Source organism: Pseudomonas sp. (assembly GCF_050739775.1).
Lineage (GTDB): Bacteria > Pseudomonadota > Gammaproteobacteria > Pseudomonadales > Pseudomonadaceae > Aquipseudomonas.
The window spans coordinates 97,336-112,607 of sequence record NZ_JBOICA010000009.1 but is presented as its reverse complement, the minus strand read 5'-3'; the positions used below and the strand labels follow the sequence as shown (position 1 = coordinate 112,607).

Annotated in this window: 15 protein-coding genes and 1 pseudogene; 8 read left to right on the top strand and 8 right to left on the bottom strand. The window is 59.7% G+C overall.

The window, feature by feature from the left end; translation table 11 throughout:
- Positions 1-44: 44 nt before the first annotated feature.
- Complete coding sequence (gene folE, locus ACRESH_RS07210) at positions 45-590, top strand: GTP cyclohydrolase I FolE (protein ID WP_431741317.1); 546 nt, start codon at positions 45-47, stop codon at positions 588-590.
- A gap of 59 nt (positions 591-649) precedes the next feature.
- A complete protein-coding gene (locus tag ACRESH_RS07205) occupies positions 650-1,018 on the top strand; it encodes a glutathione S-transferase N-terminal domain-containing protein (RefSeq protein WP_431741316.1) in 369 nt (122 codons plus the stop codon).
- Between the two features lie 4 nt (positions 1,019-1,022).
- Here ACRESH_RS07205 and ACRESH_RS07200 read toward each other — a convergent pair whose 3' ends face one another.
- Complete coding sequence (locus ACRESH_RS07200; RefSeq protein ID WP_431741315.1) at positions 1,023-1,625, bottom strand: glutathione S-transferase family protein; 603 nt, start codon at positions 1,623-1,625, stop codon at positions 1,023-1,025.
- A gap of 145 nt (positions 1,626-1,770) precedes the next feature.
- Between ACRESH_RS07200 and ACRESH_RS07195 the strand changes: the two genes are divergently transcribed.
- Positions 1,771-2,964 (top strand): benzoate/H(+) symporter BenE family transporter, encoded by a 1,194-nt coding sequence (locus ACRESH_RS07195; RefSeq protein WP_431741314.1) that lies wholly within the window; start codon positions 1,771-1,773, stop codon positions 2,962-2,964.
- Positions 2,965-2,989: 25 nt separating this feature from the next.
- Here the strand turns inward: ACRESH_RS07195 and ACRESH_RS07190 are convergent, their stop codons facing one another.
- From ACRESH_RS07190 to ACRESH_RS07180, 3 genes and pseudogenes are all read right to left on the bottom strand, one after another.
- Positions 2,990-3,853, bottom strand: a complete 864-nt coding sequence (locus tag ACRESH_RS07190; protein ID WP_431741340.1) for a methyl-accepting chemotaxis protein — start codon at positions 3,851-3,853, stop codon at positions 2,990-2,992.
- Positions 3,854-4,075 (bottom strand): annotated as a pseudogene (locus tag ACRESH_RS07185) (HAMP domain-containing protein); the annotation flags it as partial.
- Between the two features lie 977 nt (positions 4,076-5,052).
- Positions 5,053-6,450: a PLP-dependent aminotransferase family protein gene (locus ACRESH_RS07180; protein ID WP_431741313.1), complete on the bottom strand. Its 1,398-nt coding sequence runs from the start codon at positions 6,448-6,450 to the stop codon at positions 5,053-5,055.
- 113 nt (positions 6,451-6,563) lie between these two features.
- On the opposite strand from ACRESH_RS07180, the gene ACRESH_RS07175 reads away from it, so the two are divergent.
- Together ACRESH_RS07175 and ACRESH_RS07170 are read left to right on the top strand one after the other, a co-directional pair.
- Positions 6,564-7,727, top strand: a complete 1,164-nt coding sequence (locus ACRESH_RS07175) for an MFS transporter (protein WP_431741312.1) — start codon at positions 6,564-6,566, stop codon at positions 7,725-7,727.
- A gap of 129 nt (positions 7,728-7,856) precedes the next feature.
- Positions 7,857-8,675: a lipopolysaccharide kinase InaA family protein gene (locus ACRESH_RS07170; RefSeq protein ID WP_431741311.1), complete on the top strand. Its 819-nt coding sequence runs from the start codon at positions 7,857-7,859 to the stop codon at positions 8,673-8,675.
- A gap of 1 nt (position 8,676) precedes the next feature.
- On the opposite strand, the gene ACRESH_RS07165 is transcribed toward ACRESH_RS07170, so the two are convergent.
- Positions 8,677-9,438 carry an SDR family oxidoreductase gene (locus tag ACRESH_RS07165; protein ID WP_431741310.1) on the bottom strand — a complete coding sequence of 254 codons (762 nt, stop codon included), beginning with the start codon at positions 9,436-9,438 and terminating at the stop codon, positions 8,677-8,679.
- A gap of 230 nt (positions 9,439-9,668) precedes the next feature.
- Here ACRESH_RS07165 and ACRESH_RS07160 point away from each other — a divergent pair, with 230 nt between their 5' ends.
- On the top strand, positions 9,669-10,670 hold the full coding sequence (locus ACRESH_RS07160) for an NADP-dependent oxidoreductase (RefSeq protein WP_431741309.1): 1,002 nt from the start codon (positions 9,669-9,671) through the stop codon (positions 10,668-10,670).
- On the opposite strand, the gene pyrF is transcribed toward ACRESH_RS07160, so the two are convergent.
- Positions 10,660-11,361: an orotidine-5'-phosphate decarboxylase gene (pyrF, locus tag ACRESH_RS07155; protein WP_431741308.1), complete on the bottom strand. Its 702-nt coding sequence runs from the start codon at positions 11,359-11,361 to the stop codon at positions 10,660-10,662. The two genes, ACRESH_RS07160 and pyrF, sit on opposite strands and share 11 nt — an antisense overlap.
- A 179-nt stretch (positions 11,362-11,540) precedes the next feature.
- On the opposite strand from pyrF, the gene ACRESH_RS07150 reads away from it, so the two are divergent.
- Complete coding sequence (locus tag ACRESH_RS07150; protein ID WP_431741307.1) at positions 11,541-11,708, top strand: DUF2897 family protein; 168 nt, start codon at positions 11,541-11,543, stop codon at positions 11,706-11,708.
- A gap of 65 nt (positions 11,709-11,773) precedes the next feature.
- On the opposite strand, the gene ACRESH_RS07145 is transcribed toward ACRESH_RS07150, so the two are convergent.
- On the bottom strand, positions 11,774-12,088 hold the full coding sequence (locus ACRESH_RS07145; protein WP_431741306.1) for a ComEA family DNA-binding protein: 315 nt from the start codon (positions 12,086-12,088) through the stop codon (positions 11,774-11,776).
- Between the two features lie 295 nt (positions 12,089-12,383).
- On the opposite strand from ACRESH_RS07145, the gene ACRESH_RS07140 reads away from it, so the two are divergent.
- A complete protein-coding gene (locus ACRESH_RS07140) occupies positions 12,384-13,124 on the top strand; it encodes a metallophosphoesterase (protein ID WP_431741305.1) in 741 nt (246 codons plus the stop codon).
- A gap of 51 nt (positions 13,125-13,175) precedes the next feature.
- Here ACRESH_RS07140 and ACRESH_RS07135 read toward each other — a convergent pair whose 3' ends face one another.
- On the bottom strand, positions 13,176-15,170 hold the full coding sequence (locus ACRESH_RS07135; protein WP_431741339.1) for a polysaccharide biosynthesis protein: 1,995 nt from the start codon (positions 15,168-15,170) through the stop codon (positions 13,176-13,178).
- Positions 15,171-15,272 lie beyond the last annotated feature (102 nt).

Here is a 15,272-nt window from a genome sequence, read left to right as displayed (position 1 = left end):
GACTGAAACAGTACCCCTCTGAAACCCTTATGGAATCAGCCCCTGTGACACTGGAACAGAACTACACCGCGATCCTCGGCCAGCTCGGCGAGGACGTCTCCCGCGAGGGCCTGCTCGAAACGCCCAAACGGGCTGCGAAGGCCATGCAGTACCTTTGCCGCGGTTATGAGCAAACCCTGGAAGAAGTGACCAACGGCGCACTGTTCAGCTCCGATAACAGCGAAATGGTCCTGGTCAAGGACATTGAGCTGTACTCGCTGTGCGAACACCATATGCTGCCATTCATCGGCAGGGCCCATGTTGCCTACATTCCCGATGGCAAGGTCCTGGGCTTGTCCAAGGTTGCGCGGATCGTCGACATGTACGCACGTCGCCTGCAGATCCAGGAAAACCTCAGCCGCCAAGTGGCCGAGGCGATCCAGAAGGTCACCGGCGCCCTGGGCGTGGCGGTGGTCATCGAAGCCAAGCACATGTGCATGATGATGCGCGGTGTGGAAAAACAGAACTCGACCATGATCACCTCGGTGATGCTCGGCGAGTTCCGCGAAAATGCCGCGACCCGCAGCGAGTTTCTCAGCCTGATCAAGTAATCGGGCATGCTTGCAAGCCGACCCCTGGTGGTCGGCTTTTTTCATTCTGAGGAGTTGTCATGATCGTCAAAGCTCTGCGTGTCGGCCTCGGCCAGTTGATCGTGTTCCTGGACTGGGTCAGTCGCCCGGCCAAGCTCAAGCGTGACCCGGCAGCCCAGGGTCAGGTCGAACAACAGGCCAAGGGCCTGAGTCTGTATCAGTTCCACGCCTGCCCGTTCTGCGTGAAAACCCGCCGCACCCTGCACCGCCTGAACGTGCCGGTGGCCCTGCGCGATGCAAAGAACAACGAACAGGATCGCCAGACGCTGCTCAATGAAGGCGGCAAGATCAAAGTGCCGTGCCTGCGTATTGAAGAAGACGGCAAGACCACCTGGATGTATGAATCCAAGGTGATCATCGACTACCTCAACAAGCGGTTTACCGCCTGATCGATCAGCCGATCATCGTCACATGACGTGGATGGCTGGCTACCCGTTCCAACCATGCCTGGATGCCCGGGTATTCGTCCAGGTCAAAACCACCCTGCTGGGCAACATGGGTGTAGGCGTACAACGCGACATCGGCAATCGAGTAACGGTCACCGACCAGGTAAGGCGTTAGCTGCAGCTGCTTCTCCATTACCCGCAAGGCCTTGTAGCCCCCCTTGTGCAGGGTCTTGTACTCCTCCAGACGCCCTTGCGGCAGTCCCAGGTAAAACTGGATGAAGCGCGCCACGGCAATGTACGGTTCGTGGCTGTACTGCTCGAAGAACTGCCACTGCAGTACCTGGGTACGCAAGCGTGGCTCGGTGGGCAGGAATTCGCTGCCATCGGCGAGAAAGTTCAGGATCGCGTTGGATTCCCACAAGTAGGTGCCGTCTTCAAGCTCCAGCACCGGCACCTTGCCATTGGGGTTCATTGTCAGGAACGCCGGGGTTTCCGTCTCGCCCTTGAGAATATCCACTAAGTGCCATTCATAGGGCAGATCAAGCAAGTGCAGCATCAGCTTGACCTTGTAGCAGTTGCCCGACTGGTAATCACCGTAAACCTTGTACATCACTCCCCCCATTCAATGGCTGAAACGTACCCGCCCCCATAGTTGGCGACTGTACGGCTAAATGCAATGCCTGCTGTATGGCAAGGATGGGAGACCTGCACGTTAGTCTGCAAAATCTGCTTACACCTAGTACAAGGATTGCCCCATGCCCGATGCCGCTTCCGCGCAACTGCGCCCTTTGGCTGACTCCTCGCCCTCGGCCGTGGTCGCAGGTTTTATCGCCATGCTGACCGGCTACACCAGCTCCCTGGTCCTGATGTTTCAGGCCGGCCAGGCGGCCGGTTTGACCAGTGCGCAAATCTCATCGTGGATCTGGGCCCTGTCGATCGGTATGGCAGTGTGCAGCATTGGCCTGTCGCTGCGCTATCGCACGCCGGTGACAGTGGCCTGGTCAACCCCGGGTGCCGCACTGCTGATCACCAGCCTTGGCGGGGTCAGCTACGGCGAAGCCATCGGCGCCTACATCACCTGCGCGGTGCTGGTGGTGATCTGCGGAATGACCGGCAGCTTCGAGCGCCTGGTCAAACGCATCCCGGCGTCACTGGCGTCAGCGTTGCTGGCCGGTATCCTGTTCAAGATCGGCAGCGAAATTTTCATCGCCGCCCAGCACCGCACCGCGCTGGTGCTGGGGATGTTCTTCAGCTATCTGATCATCAAGCGCCTGTCGCCGCGTTATGCGGTGCTCGCCGCATTGCTGGTGGGTACCGTGTTGTCCGGCGCCATGGGCTTGCTGGATTTCAGCGGCTTCAGCCTGGAGGTGGCAACCCCGGTGTGGACCAGCCCGAGCTTTTCCCTGGCGGCCACTATCAGCATCGGCATTCCACTGTTCGTGGTCGCCATGACCTCGCAGAACATGCCCGGCGTTGCCGTGCTGCGTGCCGACGGTTACCAGGTGCCCGCCTCACCGCTGATCTCGGTGACCGGCCTGGCCTCGCTGGTGCTGGCACCCTTCGGTTCCCACGGCATCAACCTGGCGGCGATCAGCGCGGCCATCTGTACCGGCCCGCACGCCCATGAAGACCCGAACAAGCGCTATACCGCAGCGGTCTGGTGCGGGGTGTTCTATGGCATCGCCGGGGTTTTCGGCGCCACCCTGGCCGCCCTCTTCGCCGCCTTGCCCAAGGAGCTGGTGCTATCGATTGCCGCCCTGGCGCTGTTCGGCTCGATCATGAACGGCCTGACGGTTGCCATGAATGAAGCCAAGGAACGCGAAGCGGCGTTGATCACCTTCATGGTCACCGCGTCGGGCTTTACCCTGTTCTCCATCGGCTCGGCGTTCTGGGGGATTGTCGCTGGGGTGTTGACGCTGATGATCCTCAACTGGCGCAAGGGCGTATAAAACCTGTGGGAGCGACGGTGACCCTCTACAACTTGAAATGCCCCACCATGCCCCTGAGATCACTGCCCAACTGCGCCAGCTCGACACTCGAGCTGGCATTGCCCTGCATGGCCAGCGCCGACTGATCGGCACTGCTGCGAATCTGGGTGACGCTGCGGTTGATTTCCTCGGCCACCGAGCTCTGCTCTTCGGCCGCTGCGGCGATCTGCTGATTCATCTGCTGGATCAACGACACCGCTGCGGCAATACTGCCCAGGGCGCTTTCGGTTTGCAGGGCATCGGTCACCGCCAGCTTGACCAATTCACTACTGCCCTGAATCTGCGCTACCGAGGCCTGGGCACTGCTGCGCAGGCTGCTCACCAGGCGCTCGATCTCCTCGGTTGACTGCTGAGTACGCCGGGCCAAAGCGCGCACCTCATCGGCCACCACGGCAAAGCCACGGCCCTGCTCCCCGGCGCGAGCCGCCTCGATGGCGGCGTTGAGCGCCAGCAAGTTGGTTTGTTCGGCGACACTCTTGATCACCTCCAGCACTGTTCCAATGGTCTGGATTTCGGCACTGAGGCTTTCGATACCCTGGCTGGCCGACTCGGCAGCGCTAGCCAATTGTTCAATTCGTTGCAGGCTCTGGCGCACCACTTGCTGACCACTGCCGACCCTGTCGTCTGCTGCCTGGGCAGCTTGTGCAGCCTCTTCGGCATTGCGCGCGACATCATGGACGGTGGCGGTCATCTGCTGCATAGCGGTGGCCACCTGCTCGGTTTCTTCCTTCTGGCTGCTGACCTCACGGGTGGTCTGTTCGGTCACCGCCGACAGCGACTGAGCATTGCTCGCCAACTGCTCGATACCCTTCTGCAGACCACTGACAATGCTGCTCAACCCTGAGCCCATTTGCTGCATGGCTTGCATAAGCTGGCCAACTTCGTCGCGGCGCCCGACACGGATGTCACCACTCAGATCGCCGGCGGCAATCTGCTCGGCGCGACCGATCACCTGCCGCAGCGGCCCGACCACCGCGCGCGTGATCAGCCAGGCTGCAACCACCCCAACCACCAGTGCCAACAATGACGCCAGCAGAATCGACAGCGCGTTGCGCTTGAGCTGGAGCTGCATGGCCTGGTCTTCGGCGCCATAGGCCTGATCGACCTGAGCACTGACCTGCTCGGCCCGCTGCTGCAGCTGCTGCTTGAGTTGCTGCTCGCGCCCCAGCAAGTCAGTGTATTCCCCCAGCTTTTCACTGAAGCTGGCGATATGGCCACTGACCTCATTGAGAACGGTCTGGTAGCCAACATCACTGACGCCGGTCTTGAGCTGCTCGACCAGGGTGGCCGCCTGCTCGGTCTGCTCAATGCGGCCCTGACGGGCATCCTCGGCGCCTTTGCGGTTCTGCTCCAGACGCAGCCGCGCCTCATCCATGGCCTGGAGCATCAACCTGGCCACCTGGGCAACCTGTCCGGCCTGCTCGACAAACTCGGCGCCTTGCTGGCCCTGGGTATCCTTGAGGGTGTAGGTGCCGTCGTCAGCAAGCCCTGCCTGCAGCACGTCGAGATTATTGGCGACGCTCGACACCGACCAACTGGCCATGTCCAGTGCCAGCTCCTTGGACTGGGTCAGCTCGACGAACTGATCGAAAGCCTGGCGATAATCGTTCAACGCCTGTTCCACACCACTACCGGCCAATTGCGGCAGACCTCGTGCCTGCGCCAGCAATCCCTCTACCCCTTGATGCAGCGCCTCCACGGCCTTGGGATCGGAGCGCAGGGTAAAGGCTTGTTCCTGCAAACGTACCTTGAGTACCTCGGCATTGAGCGCCGTCATCTGCTTGAGCCCCCCAAATCGCAGGCTGACGCTGTGCAACGCGGCAACGCCGCAGATCGCCACCACGGCGGTCAGCAGCAAGACCAAGGCAAAGCCCAGGCCCAACTTACGCGCCATGCCCAGGTTGGCAAAAAAACCACGCTTGACCGAACTCATTGCACCTCCCCCCACTCACCCGGCAACGACTCAATGCCGCAGAGTGGCAATGGCGCCGGTGCTGGCACAAGATGCTGGCGTCGGAATAATGGCAAAAGGCTACAGAGGCGTCGCTTTCAGGATGGCGGAGGTCGCCTTGTGCGCAGAAAAAACGCCTGGGCGCGTTGGTCCTGAACATAGGCGACATTGATCCGCAACCAGTCACTCGCCGCTCCCTGCGGATCAAATGCACTGCCCGGCGCCAGCAGCACCGAACAGGCCAAGGCTTCTCGATTGAGTGCAGCAAAATCCCAGCCTGGGCACCGCGCCCAGACAAACATACCGCCGTAAGGCTCGGTGAATACCTGCCAACCGCTGACCTCAAGTTGTCCCAGCGCCTTGGCCATGTGCTGCGCCAGGCGCAGACGCAGGCGCGCCACGCTTTTGCGGTAAGTACCACTGGCCAGCATCTGTGCCACCACTTGTTCGGTGAATCGGGAAGTCCCGAGCCCCGCGACCATCTTCAGTTCGGCCAGACGGGCGACCAGTGCAGGCTCGGCCACCAGGTAACCACTGCGCAACGAGCTGCTCAGGGTCTTGGAGAAACTGGCGAGGTAAATCACCCGCTGCTCGGCATCCAGGGTGGCCAGGCGTGTTACCGCACCGTCCTGGAAGTCGGCGTAAATATCGTCCTCGATGATCTGTACGTCATGTTCGCGGGCAAGCTCCAGCAAGCGATAAGCCATCTTGGGGGCCAGGCTGCTGCCGGTGGGGTTGTGATACAGGCTGTTGATGTACAGGCAACGCGGACGGTGGCGCTTGAGCAGCGCTTCCACTGCCTGCAAGTCCGGGCCACAGGCGGTACGCGGCATCTGCAGCATTTCGATCTGATGATGGCGCAGCAGGTTGTACAGGTTGTAGTACCCCGGACTTTCCACCAGAACCTTGTCGCCGGGCTTGAGCAGGGTGCGCACCAGCAGGTCGAGGCCATGGCTGGCACCCTGGGTCGTGAGGATCTGCTGTGGGCTGACCTGGATACCGATCTGCGCCAGCCCCTTGTGCAACTGGCTGCGCAAACTGGCCAAGCCCAAGGGTGGACAGTAGTCGATCAGATCTTCCAGCGGCCCGCGGCTGACTTGACGCACAGCCTGGGCGATCGCCTCGGTAGCACGCCAACTGGAAGGCACCCAGCCGCAACACAGATTGAGCAGGTCGGCCTGGCCGTCGCTGAACTGCTGCCAGCGATTGCCGAAGGCTTCATCGCGAAATGGCTGGTCAACCAAGGGAGCACTTAGACGGTATTCGGCGACAAAAAAACCGGCGCCATGCCTGGCCTCCAGCAAACCCGCTGCCACCAACCGGTCATAGGCCTCGATCACGCATGACTGACTGACGCCCTGCTCGCGCGCAAGTTGGCGGATCGATGGTAAACGACTGCCGGGACGCAGGCGCTGGTGTTCGATCCAGTCCTGCAGCTGATCCGCGAGCTGCTGTACCAGTGGCGTGGACGATCGGCGGTCAAGTGTCAGGTTCATGGCTAAAGTGTTCGTAAATTTCGTCCGAACAGTTAATCACAAATCCTCGGGCAGTGTGCCTTGTGAGCCCCTCGTGATCGCCGGATAGTCGCAGCATCGACAAGGAGCTCTCCATGCCCATCCAGCGTTCCCCTGCCCTGCTGGCCTTTGCCCTGTGCCTGATCACTTTCGCGGTCAACCTGCAGGCGCCGCTTTACACTGCCTATGCCGAGCTATCCGGAAGAGGCGCCGCCGCCACGGCGGTGGCTTTTTCAGCTTATGTCGTGGGTGTGGTACCGGTGCTGTTGCTGCTGGGCGGCCTGGCGGATCGGGTTGGGCGGCGGCCGTTGATCATTGTCGCCCTGGGTTTGTCGATACTCGCCACCCTGTTGATGTTGCTGGTGCCAACCTTGGAAACACTTGGCCTGGCGCGCCTACTGCTAGGCGTCGGTACAGCGCTGGCCTCGGCGACCGGCACAGCCTACATGAGTGAGCTGATGCCCAACGGCGATAACCAGCGTGCGGCCACTTGGGTCACTGCCAGCACTTCACTGGGCTTTGGGCTGGGCGCCGCAGTGACCAGTCTGTTCCTGTTGCGTGGGCCGAGCCTGGCACCTGAGAGCTTTTACCTGCATCTGCTGCTGGCTGGCCTGGCCCTGCTGGCGGTCTGGCGCCTTCCCGATCAACGTCGTGATACCCGCGGCGCGTGGCTACGCCTGCCCTGCTACCCCGCTGGCAGCCTGCCTTATGGCCTGGCGATTCTCCTGGCTTGGGCCTGCGTCGGTTTGGTCATCGCCTTGCTGCCGTCGATCCTCAAGCAGCACGGTCTGGCCAGCTGGTCGGGGTTCTCAACATTCTGCGTGATCAGTTGTGGCCTGTTGTTCCAACCACTGGCCCGGCGTATGGAGCCCGCCAGAGCGACCTTGCTTGGCCTGATGGTATTGCCCTGCAGCTATGTGCTGCTGGCCTGGGGTGCCGACAGCGGTCAGCTTCTAGTCGTGCTGCTGGGCACAGTGGCCGCCAGCAGCGCCTGCTATGGCTTTGTCTATCTCGGCGGGTTGTCGGCTGTGAATACACTGGCCGGAGCAGAGAAAACCCGCGCCAGCGCAGGCTTCTTCCTCCTCGCTTACCTGGGCTTCAGCCTGCCAGTGATCTTCACCGGGCTGCTGGCCGATCATCTGGGTTCCAGGGTTGCCCTACTGGTATTTGGTGCCGGCTTGCTGGTTGGCTGCCTGTTGGTTGGCGCACGCCTGTTACGGCAGGGCCAGCAGTTGCGAAGCCACCCCAGTACGCTCTGAAGAGTCAGCGACTTTCGGCAGTAAAATAAGTCGTAAAAAATGTAAAAAAATGTAGGAAATGTTACATTTGTTTGACGATGGCATTTTGACATATGGACGTGTGCAGTGACGGGTGGATGCAAAGACTTGGTGAACGAGTTTTCCTACACACTCAACCACCGTCGTTCCACACTACATTTCAAGACACCTCCCGCCACCTTCACCACTCAGGCCTTGCAGCGCCTCGTAGAACAGAAGCGCTCGGCCAAGCGCGTCAGCGCACCGCTCGATTGCCCCCAAAGCGCCCTGTTCGCCAAACGCCAGCAACTGGACTCGCTGAAAAAAAAGCTACGCGTGGCCTTCGGTAGCGTCAAACGCCAAGACTTGAATGACTGGGTTATTGAAGAGCTGGTCAATACCGCCGAAGCGCACAAACGCGGTGCCCGTGTTGCGCCGTTGATTGGCTTTGGCTATTCCAGGGGTCGCCTGGGCCTGATGGATGACTTCTTCATTATCACTGAGTTGTTCACAGGTCATACCGATGGCTGGCAGTGGGTCAACGCCAACCCGAAGCAGGTCGAAACGCTAATTGCCAGCGCCTTCGAACTGCTGCGCTCGCTGCACCAGCAAGGCATCAGCCATATGGACCTGTGGGCTGCCAACGTGATGGTTCCCGACGAGTTTCCAGGTCCGGCTAAGGCCATCGACCTGGAAAACTGTTTCTGTCGGCCGACAGCCTTTATCAACGAGACCCTCGGTTTTCAGTTCGGCTACTTCTATTTCCGGGGGATCTACCGCTTTATCACCGAAGCCCGCTACGACGAACTGGTCGATGCCGCGCTGACTCACTATCCCGACGTCGACCGAGAGCGTTTCAAGCACTGCTATCAGCTCAGCAAGCATGAACACGTCGGCCGTAAAGACCGACGCGCAGTGTTTCTCGAGGGTAAGTTAAAGTCGCGCTGGTAAGTCAGATAGCTGTAGCGCCACCGTCCACCGCCAGGGCCTGGCCAGTAGTGAACGCGGCTCCATCGCTGCACAGGTACAGCACAGCACTGGCGATCTCCTCGACCTTGCCGATACGCCCCACTGGATGCATGGCTGCCGCAAACTCGGCCTTGCGCGGATCGGCCTCGTAGGCGCGGCGGAACATATCGGTATCGATCACCGCCGGGCACACTGCGTTAACCCGGATTTTCTTCTTGGCGTACTCGATAGCCGCCGACTTGGTCAGGCCGATCACCGCATGCTTGGACGCGCTGTAGATACTCATCTTCGGCGCCGCTCCGAGCCCGGCCACCGACGCGGTATTGACGATGGCGCCGCCGCCCTGGGCCAGCAACAACGGCAACTGGTGCTTCATGCACAGCCACACCCCCTTGACGTTGACGCCCATGATCGCATCGAACTCTGCTTCGCTACCCTCGGCCAGACGCCCCTGCTCGATCTCGATGCCGGCATTGTTGAAGGCATAGTCGAGGCGACCGTAAGCCTCGACCGTGCAAGCCAGCAACCGCTGCACATCAGCCTCGCGAGTAACGTTGCAGGCTACGAACAAAGCCTCTCCCCCAGCAGCGCGGATCAGCTCGACCGTACTCTCACCACCTGCAGCGTCCAGATCGGCCACCACCACCTTCAATCCTTCGGCGGCAAAGGCCAGGGCCGTTGCCCGGCCAATACCCGTCGCGCCCCCGGTGACCAGGGCAACCCGACCAGAAAAAGTCATGCTCATCGCTAGCTCCTGCAACAAAGTGAGGTCAGTGGCCTGGAGTCTATGCAGCCAGCGGCATGGATTGGCAGCATCATCAGGTTGCCAGTTGAAGAGGTATCGGTTCGGGTGATTATCTGGGTAAGCCTGAATCACGCGTGTGGATCATGATGCATTCGCCAAGCGGGTAAACCTTGCCGGAATGCCTGTAAGGGTCTATCAACAAGCTTTGCCTTTCACTCGAGAGCCCTGTTATGACCGCCAAGACCAACCGCCGTTTCTTGCTCGCCAAACGTCCGATCGGGGCAGTCAACCGTGACGACTTCAACTTTGAACAGATACCGGTCAGCGAACCTGGTGAAGGCCAAGTGCTGGTGAAAACCCTCTACTTGTCCCTCGATCCTGCCATGCGCGGGTGGATGAACGAAGGCAAGTCGTACATCCCCCCAGTGGGTCTTGGCCAAGTTATGCGTGCCTTGGGCGTGGGCGAAGTGATCGCCTCGAAACACCCGGGCTTTGCCGTCGGCGACCACGTCAGTGGTGCCCTCGGTGTGCAGGACTACTTTGTCGGTGAACCTCAGGGCTTCTATAAGATCGATCCGAAACTCGCACCGCTGCCGCGCTACCTGTCCGCCCTGGGCATGACCGGCATGACTGCCTACTTCGCCCTGCTCGACGTCGGCGCCCCCAAGGAAGGTGAAACCGTGGTGATCTCCGGTGCCGCCGGTGCGGTGGGTAGCATTGCCGGGCAGATTGCCAAGATCAAAGGTTGCCGGGTGGTGGGTATCGCCGGTGGCGCAGAGAAATGCCAGTATCTGAAGGGCGAACTGGGCTTCGACGGCGTCATCGACTACAAGGCCGAGGATGTGCTCGAAGGACTCAAGCGTGAATGCCCGAAAGGTGTGGACGTCTACTTCGACAACGTCGGCGGCGACATCCTTGATGCAGTGCTCAGCCGCTTGAACTTCAAGGCGCGGGTAGTGATCTGCGGCGCCATCAGCCAGTACAACAAGCAGGCGGTCAAAGGCCCGGCCAACTACCTGTCACTGCTGGTCAACCGTGCGCGCATGGAAGGCTTTGTGGTGATGGACCATGCCGCCCACTACGGCAAGGCGGCGCAGGAGATTGCCGGCTGGCTGGCAACCGGCAAAGTGAAGAGCAAGGAAGACGTGGTCGAAGGGCTGGAAACCTTCCCCGAGACGCTGTTGAAGCTGTTCAGCGGGGAAAATTTCGGCAAGCTGGTGCTTAAGCCCTGATTTCGGCGACCACCGCCGCCAGCGCCTGGGCCGGATCGGCGGCCTGGCTGATCGGGCGGCCGATCACCAGGTAGTCGGAACCGGCGTCCAGGGCCTGGCGCGGAGTGAGGATGCGGCGCTGGTCATCCTGGGCGCTGCCGGCCGGGCGGATACCCGGAGTGACCAGTTGCAGCGACGGATGCGCGGCCTTCAGCGCAGGTGCTTCCAGTGCAGAACACACCAAGCCGTCCATCCCGGCCTTCTCGGCCAACGCGGCCAGGCGCAGCACCTGCTCCTGCGGCTCGATATCCAGGCCGATGCCGGCCAGGTCTTCACGCTCCATGCTGGTCAGCACGGTCACGCCGATCAGCAGCGGCTGTGGGCCGCTACGCTGGGCTAGCACCTCTCGGCAGGCGGCCATCATGCGCAGACCACCGGAGCAATGGACATTGACCATCCACACGCCCATTTCCGCAGCGGCTTTAACGGCCATGGCAGTGGTGTTGGGAATGTCGTGGAATTTCAGATCGAGGAACACCTCGAAGCCCTTGGCGCACAGCGTTTCGACAATACCTGACGCGCTGCTGGTGAACAGCTCCTTACCGACCTTGACCCGGCACAGGGCAGGATCAAGCTGATCGGCCAGCTTCAGGGCGGCGTCACGGGTAGGGAAATCCAGGGCGACGATGATGGGCGTCTGGCAGGCGGACATGGTCGGGCTCTCAAGGCAAGTCGAAATCGGCGCGCATTGTAAACGATGCGGCGGCACAACGGGGGCCGGTGATCGCGAATTAGCTCCTGGACGGTGCCAGACCTATACTTGAAGCAATGACCAATGCGCTCACTCGAATGTTCAGGCGCGGCCCCGCTTACCGTAGAAAGGAGAATTTCATGCCCTGGTATGCTTGGTTGATCTTGCTGGTGGCGATCGGTTCGATCGTTGGTGGGCTGATGGTGCTACGTGACACGGCGAAAAAATTGCCGCTGACAGAGGAACAACTCAAGCGTGTGCGAGAGCGCAATGCCGAGGCAGACGCAAAGGACGCTCAGGATAGATAGACAGGTAACCCGGCCTGGCAATGCAAAGCGGGCCTTGACGATACACCGGCCCGCCCTGTTTCAACTTACTTGATGCTCAACTTCTCGCGATTGCGCTCCAGTAACGCCTTTCCGATTCCCTTGACTTCCAGTAGCTCATCCACCGAGGCGAAGGCGCCGTGCTGTTCACGATAGGCGACAATCGCTTCAGCCTTGAGTCGGCCTACCCCGGTGAGCGACGACTGCAAGGTGGCCACATCGGCACTGTTCAAGTCGACAATTGACACTGATACCCCAGCAGCAGGAACCGACACTTCGCTGGCCGTATTGGTCGCCAGGGCCGGCACGGAGAATAACGCGAAGAAAGCCAACAGCAGTGATGCGAGGTACGCGTTGCGCATGATAGTTCACTCCATGGTGTGTGCATTCAAAGGCAGCATTTCCTTGGCTGCCCTGCAAACCTAGCGGTTCAACGGACTTACGGCCACTGCAAGGGCAAAACAGATTCAAACAAGATGTGAAAAATATAAAGAAAGGCATAGATAAGATTAGATTTTTCACATCGATACTGCTTAAAGGCAGGATGCCAGTAGCTTGCCAAGCGCCAGGCTAGCGGGACTTATCTGGCACGCTCGATCCTGCTAAGCTCTCGCCCGAATCCCGTTTGACAACGCCCTCGCTAGCAAGAGCACCGAATTGCACAGTTCCTCCCCCAATCATCATCTCCACGCCTTTGACGCCAACAGCAAAGGACGAGATTTCATCGTTGGTGACATTCATGGTTGCTTTGACCTACTAGAGAATCTGTTGGCAGAACTCCATTTTTGCTCCAACCATGACCGCGTATTCTGTACAGGCGACCTGATCGACCGCGGCCCCTGCTCAGAGCAGGTGGTACGCTGGCTCAGCTATCCATGGTTCCATGCAGTACGCGGCAATCATGAGCAGATGGTGCTTGATCATGTAGCTGGCCAGGGTGACGCAGCAAGACATGCGCGAAATGGTGGCGCCTGGTTTTACAGCCTGCCCGAAGCGCATCAACAGCAGATCGCCGAGGCGCTGCTCAGCATGCCCTTAGCGATTGAGGTTGCCCTGCAGAATGGGCGTAAAATCGGCATAATTCATGCCGAATCCCCTTGCTGGGAAGATCGCCTGGGATGGCCTGACGCCATAGCCCTGCTCTATTCGGAAGAGCCCGCTACACAGCTCGCGGCCCGGCAACAGGCCATGTACTCGAGAGGCAAGATTACGCGCCAGGACCCCACACCGATTGCCGGCATTGAAACACTTTACGTGGGGCACTCTACCGTGCCACAGATACTGCAATTGGGTAATGTCGTGTACTTGGATACCGGCTGTTCATTTCCTGATGGAAGACTCAGTGCGATTGAATTGCCCAGAACCAGCACAAACCTGGCAGCTCACCAGCTACCTTGAAATCCTGCACAGTCCGGGGTTATCCGCCCCGGACTGTGCACGTGGCCTGCCTCAGGGCTCCTGACGGCGCTGCTGGTAAATCCAGTCGACAATTTCATCATCCGGCGTATAACCACTCACCGTTTCCCGCAATAACTGCCGAACACGCGTGTAGTCGTCCTGCTTCAACGCCGCCTTCAGTGCAGCCAAGCGCTCCTTCAGACACTCCCAGCCAAGATAATCCTCTTGCGCACTCATGATCATGGGATGAAGGGTCGACACCACGTTGTCGCCAATCAACAGCTCTTCATAGAGCTTTTCGCCAGGCCGCAATCCCGTGAACTCAATGGCGATATCACCGCGCGGGTTGGTTTCCGAAAGAATACTCAGGCCCGACAGATGGACCATCTTCTCGGCCAGTTCGACGATCTTCACCGGTTCCCCCATGTCCAGCACGAAGACATCCCCGCCCTGCCCCATCGAGCCGGCTTGAATCACTAACTGCGCGGCCTCGGGTATGGTCATGAAATAGCGGGTAATCTTCGGGTGAGTCACCGTCAGCGGCCCACCGGACTTGATCTGCTTGTGGAACAGTGGAATCACCGAGCCGGAAGACCCAAGCACATTCCCGAAACGAACCATGGTAAAGCGCGTCTTGTTGACGTGGGAGACATTGTTGCCGTCTTCGAACAGAACAGGCGCCAACTCCCGACTCAATGCCTGCAGCGTCATTTCCGCCAGACGCTTGGTACTTCCCATGACATTGGTCGGACGAACCGCCTTGTCGGTAGAAATAAGCACGAAGTTCGCCACCTGCGCTTGCAGAGCAGCCTGAGCAGCACACAAGGTACCAATCACATTGTTCAGAATGCCCTCGGCGACGTTGTGTTCGACCATCGGTACATGCTTGTAGGCGGCAGCATGGTAAACCGTATCGACTCGCCAAACATTCATGACATCCAGCAACTGCGCCTGGTTGCGCACCGAGCCAAGGATCGGCAACAGCCTGATCGATAGCGACTCACGCGCGATGCGCTGCTCCAATTCCGAAAGGATGCTGTACAGGTTGAACTCACTGTGCTCGAACAACAGAAGCACTTTGGGCTTGAGCACAAGAATCTGCCGACACAACTCCGAGCCGATGGAACCGCCCGCCCCTGTCACCAGCACCGATTTGCCACGCACACAATGCTCAAGCAAATCCTCTTGCGCAGGCACGGCATCACGCCCTAGCAAGTCGGCGACATCGACCTCCTGCAAGTCATCAACCTTGACCCGACCGCTAGCCAGGTCCATGAAGCCGGGAATACTTCTGACGTGAAGCGACAGCCCCTCGAGAAACCCGAGGATTTCACGCCGCCGCCCGCGCGTGGCAGACGGAATGGCCAACAGTACCTCCTCGGCCCCCGTCACATCGAACATTTTCCTGATCTTGTCAGGCGAATAGACCGTTAATCCGGAGATGACCCGATCAGCGATGCTGGCATCATCGTCGATGAATGCAACGGGGCGCATGACCTTCCCCATACGTAGCGCGGCAACCAGTTGATTGCCCGCCGCCCCGGCACCATAGATGGCAACCTTGGGCAAACCGTTGTCGCGATTGGTGAAGGGAACATGCTGGGCTGCTGCGAACCAGTCCCCGAGAAAGTACTGACGCATTGCCAGGCGCAGCCCGCCCACCATCACCAGGCTCAGCCACCAGTAATTGAAGATGATCGAACGTGGAACGATATTCTGGTGGTTGCTGTACCAGTAGACGATAACCCCCAAGATCAACGAGCAAAGGCTGACCGCCTTGAAGATTGCGATCAGGGCATCGTTGCCGAAGTAGCGCATCACCGCCCGATACATGCCGAAGTACATGAACAGGGGAATGGCCACGATCGGTGCCACGGCAAACAACCAGAAATGATCCCGGACCGGGTCGGCGAATTCATCGATGCCCAGACGTACAACAAAAGCCAACCATAACGCTATCCAGACCACCAGGGTATCGACAGCGATTTGCAGCAGACGTTTGCGCCGCCGTGGCAGCGCCAGCAGTAAAGCACGTAGTTCTTCCATAATCTCTTCGAACACCTAGTAACGCACTTGATCAGCACTCGAGCCGCTTACATGAATGCCGGACAGTGCGCCGGCCAGTTCATGTGGGCTTTCTCCCAAAGC